This window comes from Pseudomonas sp. EL_65y_Pfl2_R96, assembly GCF_963970905.1.
Lineage (GTDB): Bacteria > Pseudomonadota > Gammaproteobacteria > Pseudomonadales > Pseudomonadaceae > Aquipseudomonas.
The window spans coordinates 104,670-115,462 of the sequence record NZ_CAXAQH010000002.1 but is presented as its reverse complement, the minus strand read 5'-3'; the positions used below and the strand labels follow the sequence as shown (position 1 = coordinate 115,462).

3 protein-coding genes are annotated in these 10,793 nt (G+C 61.2%); 1 reads left to right on the top strand and 2 read right to left on the bottom strand.

The window, feature by feature from the left end; all coding sequences use genetic code 11:
- Nucleotides 1–16: 16 nt before the first annotated feature.
- Nucleotides 17–2,014 carry an ACP S-malonyltransferase gene (fabD, locus tag AACY49_RS03160; RefSeq protein ID WP_258700306.1) on the bottom strand — a complete coding sequence of 666 codons (1,998 nt, stop codon included), beginning with the start codon at nucleotides 2,012–2,014 and terminating at the stop codon, nucleotides 17–19.
- A 211-nt stretch (nucleotides 2,015–2,225) separates the two neighbouring features.
- On the opposite strand from fabD, the gene AACY49_RS03155 reads away from it, so the two are divergent.
- Nucleotides 2,226–3,092, top strand: coding sequence for a class I SAM-dependent methyltransferase (locus AACY49_RS03155; RefSeq protein WP_339521583.1), 867 nt, complete (start codon nucleotides 2,226–2,228; stop codon nucleotides 3,090–3,092).
- A gap of 37 nt (nucleotides 3,093–3,129) precedes the next feature.
- Here AACY49_RS03155 and AACY49_RS03150 read toward each other — a convergent pair whose 3' ends face one another.
- Nucleotides 3,130–10,746 (bottom strand): SDR family NAD(P)-dependent oxidoreductase, encoded by a 7,617-nt coding sequence (locus AACY49_RS03150; RefSeq protein ID WP_339521582.1) that lies wholly within the window; start codon nucleotides 10,744–10,746, stop codon nucleotides 3,130–3,132.
- Nucleotides 10,747–10,793 lie beyond the last annotated feature (47 nt).

Genomic DNA, 10,793 nt, shown 5'->3' with positions numbered 1-10,793 from the left:
CCATTCGATTGTGCAGTCACGAAAAGGCGGCGGCGTTTCGCACGGTCTTGACGAGTTTGGTCAGCACCTCGCCCGGCCCGAGTTCCTCGAATTCGAATTCCCCTTGGCGCATCAGGTACTGCACGGTATCGAGCCAGCGCACCGAACCGCAGATTTGCCGGGTCAGGTTGTCGACCAGTTCATTATCGCGATAAGGCGCAGCATGGATGTTGGCGATCACCGGGGTGTGCAGCGGCGAATAGTCGAACGTTGCGAGGTACTCGCCAAATGCCCCCATCGCGCTGTGCATGTAGCGCGAATGGAAAGGAGCGCTGACCGGCAGCGCAACAAAGGTAATGTCCATCGCCTGGAAAATTTCCTTCGCCTCGCTGAGTGCCTCGACAGGACCGGCGAGCACCACCTGGGACGGTGAGTTGTAGTTGGCGATGTCCAGCGCGCCGAGGCCGTGGCGCGACAGCAGCGTATTGACTTCGTCAGGACTGCGACCAATGACGGCCGCCATGCTGCCGCCGGTGGCAAGGCCCATCAGCTCGCCGCGTTTTTTCACCAGTTTCAATCCGGTTTCGAAGGAGAATGCACCAGCGGCAAACAACGCGCAGTACTCGCCCAGGCTGTGACCAGCCAGAAAATCGGCTTTACGCGGGTCCGCTTGCTGTTTGGCGAGGAACGCCAAGGCACTGACGGTGTAGAGCGCCGGTTGGGTAAACCGGGTGTTGGACAACTGCTGATCGGGATCTTCCAGGCACAGTGTTTTCAGCGAATAGCCAAGAATTTGGTCCGCCTGCGCCAGATGCTCGGGAAACTGCTCGAACAACGCCGCGCCCATGCCCAACCGCTGCGAGCCCTGCCCCGGAAACACATAGACGCGTTTCGGCCCGGACGGCAATGGCGTCGATGGACGCTGTACCAGGCGGGTCGGCTGCTGGACCTGAAGTGCCGCAGGTTGCACAGCAGCCTGTACCGGCACAGGCGCCGTCGGGGCTGCCGGGGCTGCGTTGGCAAGCAACGGCTGCAAGGCACGGCCCAGGGTCAGCACCTCGTCGAATTTTTCCAGGTCGCGGCCAAACGGGCTAAGCACCGGGAAAATCGCCGGCAAGACACGGTCACGAATATTCTGTTTGATGAGGTTGGCCAGCGTACCGCTGGGGCCGAGGTCAAGGTAGATCATCGATTCGCCACGCTCGGCGGCCTCACGCTCGATCCGCGCCAGTGTCTGGGAAAAACGGATCGGCTGGCGGATGGTGTGCCAGAAGTGGTCGCTGTCGAGTTGCTGCAAGGTCTCGGTGTTATGGCAGGAGATCACCGGGATCTGCGCCTTGTGCAGGGTGGTCTGGCTTATCAGCGCCTCGACTTGCAGCCTGAGAAAATCGATATGGCGCGAATGGAAGGCCTGATTGACTGGCAAACGCTGGAACACAATGTCCCGAGCGCTGAGGTGAAATTCGGCATCGGCAATCGTGCCGGACGGGCCGGCAACGACGATCAGCGAAGGTGCATTGTAGGCTGCGATATCGCAGTGCTCGCGCAGCACCGGTGTCTGCTGATACAGCGACTCCGTGGCCAGGATCGCCAGCATTGCACCGTCGCCTGCCGGTGACTGACTCTGGTGGAACAGTTGCCCCTGACGCACCACGAGGCGGATCGCGTCAGGCAGCGAAATGACGCCTGCCAACGCAGCGGCGGCGAGTTCGCCGAGGCTGGTGCCCAGCAGATAATCAGGGGTGATCCGGTGCTCGATCAGCGTCTTGCCCAGCGCGTATTCGATCATGAAGATCGCCGGGTGACTCAGGCGAATATCATCGAACGCCTTCGAGCGCGGATTGTTGTCGTGATAGATCCCGGCGATTACCGACTGACCCAGTTCGGCGTGAATCAGTGTGTCAAGTTCGTTCATCCAGCGGTGGAATACCGAATTGTTCTGATAGAGCTCGCGGCCCATCTGATAGAACTGGCAGCCCTGGCCGGGAAACATGAATACCACGCAAGACGTCTGTCCCTGAAAAAGATACGGCATAAATTTCGTCCTGAAATGGATAGCTGACGTTACGGCTCGCAGTATAGGAGCCGATCTGGAACGGCCTGCGACATCGACAAAAAAATCTTCGGGGCCTTGGCCCATGACCGCTATGCTCCTCAGGCGGCCGCATCAGCGCCCTGTAATCGGCGCTGTTGTCGCGAATACAGTGAAATGCAAACTCTGCAGTTTTTTCGACACGGAGGTAGACATGACGACGCAAGGACAAGAAACCGTATCGCCAATCAGTCAGTGGTACGACATGATGACCCGGATGTTCCCCGACAAACGTCTGACCTTCCTCAACTACGGCTACCTGGCTAAAGACAGTAGCTTTGACTGGATCAACGACGAAGATCTTGAGCAAAAATGCTCGGCAAACCTGATTCGCACCCTGCTGGGCGATACCGATCTGCGCGGCAAGAAGGTCCTCGAAATCGGCTCGGGACGCGGCGGTAATTGCTCCTACCTCGCCCGCTATACCGGCGCCGCGTCCGTGACCGGGCTGGATTTTTGCCCGGCACATATCGAGTTGTGCAACCGGGTGCACCCTATTGAAGGGCTGACCTTCGTTGACGGCGACGCGATGGCACTGCCGTTTGTCGATAACGAATTCGACGTCGTTATCAATATCGAGTCGTCCCACTGCTACCCTGACCTCAACACGTTTGGTGAAGAGGTGCAGCGTGTGTTGAAAAAGGATGGCTTGTTTTTTTATGCCGACACCATGAAAGGCGACAACACCAGTGCCCTGTCCGAGCGTGACAGCATTGGTGTCGACTTCTTCACCAACGTGCTGGAGCAGCACCAGGCAATGATTCGCCACGCCGGCTTCAAGGTTGAGGAGCATGCCGACATTTCCGAAGGTGTGATCAGGGCGTTTGAAAGCGAGCAAGGTCACCTCAAGCACCTGCTCAAAAGCCTGGTGGACGAGAAAAAACAGCACAGTGACTCGCTGCCGCCCGAGGTCTGGCACGCGTTCGACACCATGTTCCATTTCTTCAACGACAGCGGCGTCAAGGCCTATAAAAACGGCCATCTGGTGTACAAATACTGGCGTTTGAAACGGGCCGCCTAGTCCATTCGGGCGGCGGGTGGAGAGACAGCTTCGGGCGTTATCCAACGGCATTCTCCACCCGCTTTTCGCCATATAAGGACGCGCAGAACTGCGCGATCACTCTGAACACTTCCGGCTGGGTCAGCAGCGTCATATGGTTGGCCGATGCCACCTCGATCATCTCGAAGTTCGGTAATTGCCGCTGCCACTCCTGCCAGTAATCGGCGTGATTAAAAGCGGCGAATTCCTGGCTATCGGTGGAGAAAAATGGCTCCAGGGCGCCCATCCACAAGCCGCTGGCATTGCGAAAGTAATAACAGGCGACGTCACCGGCCTTGGGCAATGGCTGGATTCGATAATGCTCCACCTGATATGCCTGCTGGATCTGCGTGACTTGTGCCAGAAGCTGCTGTAAACGCTCGTCGCTGGTCTTCAGGCCCCGCTCCCGGGCCAGCGCCGTCAGTTGCTGCAGATAGTCCGCTGGCGACAGCGACAGATCGACCGCGTCGCGGTGGATCAACACCTCGGCGAAGCGCTCCGGGGTCTGGCCGATGGTCATCTGCAAGGACATGTTGACGGTCTGCAACAAGCGGGTCTTGTCGGCAAGGCGGGCGGTACGTTCACCGGTCACGTCCGGTGAGTCCAGCATCACCAGGCTGGCGACGGTTTCCCCCAGCTCCTGCAACTGCCGGGTCACTTCATACGCCAGCATGCCGCCCAGCGAATAGCCGCCCAGGTCGTAGGGACCTTGCTGCTGAACCGACTGGATAACCTGAACGTAATAAGCCGCCATAGCCTGAATCCCCTGCAACGGCGCGCGGTCGGTCATCCAGCCTCGGGCCTGAAGCCCGAAAAACGGGCGCTGAATATGGTGGGCCAGGCCCTGATAGATTTCACTGCCGCCCAAGGCGCCATGGAACCAGAACACGGGTCGGCCATGCTGCACCTGATTGAGTCGTTGCAGCTCAGGGAAGCGCGTCGTCGAACCGCTCAACAGGCCGATGATTTCCGGAGGCAGCACCGGCTTTTTGAAACTGGCAGATGCTCTCAGCAATTGAAGGACATCACCGAGAGTCAGGCACTGCTGGATTTCGGCCAGGGTAACTCCAGGATCAATGTGCGCTTGCACCTGCATTGCCCACTGCAGCATCACGATGGAATCGGCACCGTAGGCGTTGAGTGGCTTGGCCGGCGACAAGTCGTTGGGTTGCATGCCCAGCAAGTCGGCAAGCAGACGCAAACCCTGTTCGGCGGCAGTTTCCCGGTCCTTGCCCACTGCCGGGCCTGCGCCCGTGATGTCGTCACGCAACGCCGTGTTTGACTGTTCCAGCCAGTAGCGCTTCTTGTCGAAGCCATACGTGGGCAACTGAATGAGATTCGCGCCGGTGTTTTGTGCAAGTTTGTCCCACGCAATCTCGCCGCCCTGAGTCCAGAGCAGCGCCAGTTGTTGCCGGTCATCGGCGGCAATCAGGCCGTTGCTCAGCGCTACGGCACCTGGGCCAGACAGCAGGCTGGCCAGCGCCGCCGGCACCTCGTCGACATTGCCGAAGGCCAGCGGCAAATCGAGTGTTTCCAGCGCGGCCATGGGTTCGCCCTGCTCCAGCACCCGCTGAATATCGGCTAACAGCGTGCGCAATTCGCCCGTGCTGGCCACCAGCAAGGCCAGCCGCAGCGGCATCGCCTCTCGGCCGATTTGCAGGGTGTGGGCCAGATCCTTGAGTCGAAGATCCGTATGGACATCGAGATGCCGCGCCAGCCTTGCCACTGCCTGCCGCAAAGAACCGCTGCTGTTCGCTGACAGCGGCACGATATGCAAAACGCCGTCCTCTTCCTGTGCCACATCGGTCACCGGCGCCTCGGGGTATTCCTCGATAATCAGATGGGCATTGGAACCACCGGCACCGAACGCGCTGAGCGATGCCCGACGCGGAACGGATTGGCGCACGCCATTGATCTCGACCACCGGCTGAGGCCAGTCGGCTAACGTGCGTTGCAGCACGAATGGTGAGTGCTCGAAGTCCAGCTTGGGATTCAGCGGACCGAGCACCAGCGACGGCGCCAGCTGCCGGTGTTGCAGTTGCAGCACCAGTTTGCTGAGCGCAGACATGCCCGAAGCCGCTTCGGCATGACCGATGTTGGATTTGACCGAGCCAATGGCGCAGGACTGACTGGCAACTCCCGCTTCGCCGAAAATGCGGCTCAGCGCGCTCAGTTCAATGGCATCGCCCATCGCTGAACCATTGGCCGCCGACTCGACGTAGCTGACAGTTCGCAGGTCAATCCCTGCGCGTTTGAAGTTGCTGTCGATCAGCGCGGCCTGCACCTTGGCGCTCGGCACCGAGAAACCATGAGTGTGGCCGCCGTGGTTGGTGGCGGTCGACTTGATCACCGCCAGAATGTGGTCGCCATCTCGTTCGGCGTCGGCCAGCGTCTTGAGCAACACTGCGCCGACGCCCTCTGCCGGCAGATAACCGTCGCCATCGGCAAAGCTGCGGCTGCCGACATGACTGCCAAGCACCTGGCCTACGCTCAGGCCGATGTACTTCTTCGGATGCAGGGTCAGGTTGACACCGCCGGCAATCGCCAGTCGACAGTCGCCATTGCGCAGCGCCTCGCCCGCGGCATGGATCGCCGAGATCGACGACGAGCACATGGTGTCGATTGCCAGGCTCGGCCCCTGAAAATCGAAGAAATAGGACACCCGGTTGGCAATGGCGCTGTAGGACGTCACCGAAACCAGCGACTCCCGGACCAGATCCGACTCAAACGCCTGGTATTGCTGGTACATCACGCCGACAAACACACCCACCTGTTGTTGATAGCGTTGCTTGACGTGTTGCCGGGTGATCCCTGCGCTTTCCAGCAGGTTCCAGCACGTTTCCAGGAACAGCCGATCGTTGGGATTGATGATTTGTGCCTCTCGGGGTGAGAGGTTGAAAAACAGCGGATCAAAGTCCTCGACCCCGTCGAGAAAACCGCCCCACTTGCAGTACGTCTTGTCGAATCGGTCGCGCGCTTCGTCAAAGTACGCCTGATGATCCCAGCGCGAGGTCGGCACTTCGCTGATCAGGTCTTCGCCGCCAGCGAGCTTGCGCCAAAACGTCTCCAGGTCTTCGGCACCGGGGTAGCGACCACTGAGACCGATGATCGCCAGATCGCGGCTGTTGCTGGTCCCTGGCGGCGTCGCGCGCTGTTGGCGGCGGCTGTGCTGGCGCCGGGGTTCTTGCGCCTCGGGTATCGACGCGGCTTTCTCACTGGACGTGCTGCGCTTGGCTGGTTCGGGCACCAGCAACTGGCGCATCGTTTCGAGGTGCTGCTGGATGAAATACTCGCTCAGCTCGCGCACCGTCTGGTATTCGTACAACAGCGTGTTGGGCAGCGAGCCAAACGTGCGCTCCAGTTGGCTGGTCAGCTCGGTGAGCATGATCGAGTCGACACCGTAGCGCTCGAACGAGCCGTCACTGTCGATCTTGTCCAACGGTCGCTTGAGCGTTTTCGACAGCAGTTGCTTGAAATGCCGGATCGCCAGCGCGTTCAGGTCGCCCTCCACGGTTTGCGCCAAGGGTGCCGCCTCGACCGGCGCTTGCATCATTGGCGGCGCTGGCGGCTCATCGAACATGACCGCCACCGGCTCATGCCACTGACCAGCGATAAACGTCTTGATCCTGGTGATATCGCCTTGCAGAACCATCCAGCGTTCGGCCCCGCGGGTATCGGCCAAGACCCGGCGCAGCAACGCCAGGCCGGCGCTGTCACTCAAAGGGTGAATCCCGGTCTGCTCGATCATCTGTTGTTCTCGCCGGGCATCGATCTGCATCCCGCCGTTGCGCCACAGTGGCCAGTTGATCGCCAGCGTACGGCCCTGACGTTGGCCGGCCCGGGTCTGGCGGTTACGCCAGCCGGCCCACTCGTCCATGAACGCGTTGGCCAGCGCATAGTCGCCCTGCCCCGGATTACCGATCACCGCGCTCACCGAGGAGAACAACACAAAGCAGTCCAGCGGCAGATGCGCGCTGGCCCGGTCCAGGTTCAGCACGCCCGCCACCTTGGGCGCCAGCACCGCCGCCAGATCGGCCTCGCTTTTGTTCTTGAGCAGGCTGTCTCGGGTGATACCGGCGCAGTGGAAGATACCGTTGATCACGCCGAACGCTTGCTCGCACCGTGCAAGCAGTGCCTCTACAGCGCTCTGGTCGGCGACGTCCAGCGCCTCAAGCCGCACCTCGGCACCCAGTGCCTTGATCGCCTCGATTCGCCCGCTGACTTCGGGAGAAGGTTGACTGGCCGAGCGGCTGGCCAGGATCAACCTGACGCCCCGCGCCTGCCGGGCAATGCTTTCAGCCAGCAACAAACCCAAACCGCCTGCACCACCGGTCAGCAGGTAAACGCCGCCATCGCGCCACGGCGCGGCGTCAGCATCCGGCAGCGAAGCTTCCTGCCAGGACGCCACTTGACGTCGACCGCCCTGGTAACGCACCCGTTCATCGTTCTGATGGCCATTGTCGATCAGCCACTGCGGCAAGAGGCTCCCGCGAGCCTCGATAGACTGCACGGCGGCGATCAGCCCTTCGTTTTTTGCTGTCTTCAGCAGCGCCAGCAGCGAGGCGAAAACCGCGTCGGTTTCATCAAGGTCGCAAAGGACCAGTTGCACCAGAGTGTCCGCCGGGCACGTTTGCACGAGGTCGATCAGGAACCCGGCCAGCAATGGCAGAGCGATTGCGGGATCATTCGAAGCCATTGGCAACCGCTCGATGTGGATCTGACAACTGCCTCCCGCCAGCGCCCGGCAGCGATCCACCAGTTCGTCTACGGCAACAGGTTGATCTGCGGCCAACACAATCACCTGCCGGGCGTAGCTTCGCGGAGCATTGTTGACGAGCGCTTTGTCATGCCAGACCGGCATCATGGTCAGCATGGGCATGGCTGCCGGTTCAAGTCTTCTCGACGAAAAACCTTGCAGGCGCAGTGCCACGCGGCCCTGCTCATCGCAGATGTCCACGTCCAGTTTATTGATCCGTTCCGGCTGGTGACTGGCGCTATAGCGCACCCATGCATGGCAGGGCTGATTGAGCAGGCGCAGGTCGCCAAAAATCATCGTGTCCAGCGCAAACGGCACCAGAGGCTGACGCTGCTGGCCCGGCTGGGTCGGCTCCAGTAACGCCAGTCCGAGTGCGGCCTGCAACGCAGCATCAAGCAGACCGGGCGACAGGAGCAGTGATTCACCGCGCTCAGCGTTTTCACCCGCCAACACCAGTTTGGCCAGCACCTGACCGTTGCCCGCCTGCAACGCGCTGATCCGGCGAAAGTGCACGCCATACGCCAGCCCCATCTCGCCGAAAATCTCGTAGCACTGCTCTGGTGCCAGTCGCTGCCCGGCAGTGGCCACGGCGATGGCTGGAAGGTCCAGCGACGCCAGGCTCTCGGCGCTGCCAACTGTCGCCACACCGGCGCAATAGCTCGGGCCATCGGCCGTCGCGCCACGAATCTCGAAACGGATCTCGCCGTTGTCCTGCTCGGCCAGATCGATATCGATGGACAGCTCGCCGCCGTCATGGCGCATCGGTTGACGCCAGGCAATGTTCTTCAGGCGGACCACCGCGCCGTCATCAGTCAGTGACAGCTTAAGCGCAGCCCTGGCCATTTCCAGATAAGCCACGCCGGGCAGGACCTTCAGACCGTTGACCCGGTGTTCGGCAAAAAACCATTCGTTGCCGTCGAACCGGCTAGTGAAACGCTGGCCTGCCAGGTCCGACGTATTGCGCTGCACCAGTGGGTGCAGCCACGCCTCGCCCATGCGTTCGACCGCAGGAGATTCGCTGATCCAGTACCGCTCGCGGCTGAACGGGTAGGTCGGCAGCGGGATTCGGCGCGGCTGAGCATGTTGGTAAAGCTGACGCCAGTCCACGGTTGCGCCCTGGCGCCACAGTGCCAGCACGCTGTCGATATCCTGTTGTTGCAACGCCCGAATCACCTCGTCCGGCGCAATCTTGCTGGCAGGTTTGCCGCCCTCGCCGGTTTCGCTGGCACGCAGTTGGCTCAAAAGACTGTCGCGGTTGTCCGCCGCAATCACCCGCCGGTATTCCATCGCCTCACGGCCCAGTTGCAGGCTGACGGCGACATCCACCAACGGCAGTTGAGGCTGGCATTGCAGAAAATCGATCAACTGTTCAACCCGCGACTGCAGCGCTTCGGGGGTTTTAGCCGAGAGTGGAAATATCGTCGCGGCGTGCCCCTGTTCCGTTACGGTGGTCAAAGGCTCAACCGCCTCCAGCACAACATGGGCATTGGCCCCGCCAAAACCGAACGAACTGACTCCCGCCCGGCGCGGCGCCTTGTTGCCCTGGCGGTCGGACGGCTGCGGCCACTCCCGGCCAGCCTGCAAAACCTCGAACGGACTGCCGGCCAGATCGATATACGGATTGAGCTGTTCGCTATGCAGGCTCTTGGGCAGGTACCCCTGCTTGAGGGCCAGCAAGGTCTTGATCAGCCCGGCGACGCCGGCAGCGGATTCGAGGTGGCCGATATTGGTTTTCACCGAACCTAGGTAACAGCGCTGCTCGGCGCTGGCGCCCAGTTCGGCAAAGGCCTGCTTGAGTCCGCTGATCTCGATGGGATCGCCCAAGCGCGTGCCGGTGCCGTGGACTTCGATGTAACCGATGCTGTTGATGTCGATGCCTTGGCAGGCCTGTTTGATCAGGTCGGCCTGGGCTCTGGGATTGGGTGCGGTCAAGGAGTTGGCGTGGCCGCCGTGGTTTTCCGCGGAACCGATAATTGTCGCGACAATATTGTCGCCATCGGCCAATGCCTGCTGATAGTCCTTGAGGACCAACACCCCGACGCCTTCACCGCGCACATAGCCGTCGGCATCGGCGGCAAAGGCCTTGCAGCGCCCGGTGGGGCTGAGCATGCCGGCCTTGACCGCACCGATAAACACCATCGGTTCAAAGCACAGATTGACCCCGCCGGCGACAGCCACCGTGCAGTCGCCGTTGAGGATCGACTGCGCGGCCCTGTGTACCGCCACCAGTGAACTGGAGCAGGCGGTATCGATGGGCGCGCTGGGGCCATGGAAATCGAACAGGTAGGAGATGCGGTTGGCGATGATCGAGTGCGCATTGCCCGTGGCGTCGTGCGCGCCGGCCTCGGAACGGGCCAGCAGGCCGTTGTAGTCGGCGGAAGAGATGCCGATAAATACCCCGGTATTGCTGCCGCGCAGGTTCTGCGGGCAGATAGCGGCATCTTCGAAAGCGGCCCAGGTCTGCTCCAGCACCAGACGATGCTGCGGATCCATGGCCTCGGCTTCGCGTGCAGAGATGTTGAAGAAGTCGGCGTCGAATGCGGTCGGGTCGTTGATGAAACCGCCCGGACAGGTGAATGTCTGGCGCAGGTAAGCGCGTTCGGCAATGCCCGACAAATGCCAATATGGCAGTTCGCTGATCTGCGAGCGCTCCTCCATCAACAGTTGCCAGAATTGCTCGGCATTGTCGGCGCCGGGAAAACGCCCGGCGAACCCGACAATCGCCACCCTGGCAGTCGGCGCTCGCGATGGAGCGGTGCCTTGTGGCCCTTCGCCGATCTGCCGCCGGGTCCGTTGCGCCGGCGTGGTCGAGTGTAGTTGAGCGGGCCGCTGATTAGGCAGGCGGATGTCATGTGCATTGTTCGATGTTGAGTCGTTCATTGTTCTGAATGCCCTTACCGTCCTGGTTTACCCGGCGGCATGGCCTG

Coding starts and splice junctions, on each gene's coding strand:
- fabD (WP_258700306.1), bottom strand. CDS start 2,014: ATGCCGTATCTTTTTCAGGGACAGACGTCTTGCGTGGTATTCATGTTT.
- AACY49_RS03155 (WP_339521583.1), top strand. CDS start 2,226: ATGACGACGCAAGGACAAGAAACCGTATCGCCAATCAGTCAGTGGTAC.
- AACY49_RS03150 (WP_339521582.1), bottom strand. CDS start 10,746: ATGAACGACTCAACATCGAACAATGCACATGACATCCGCCTGCCTAAT.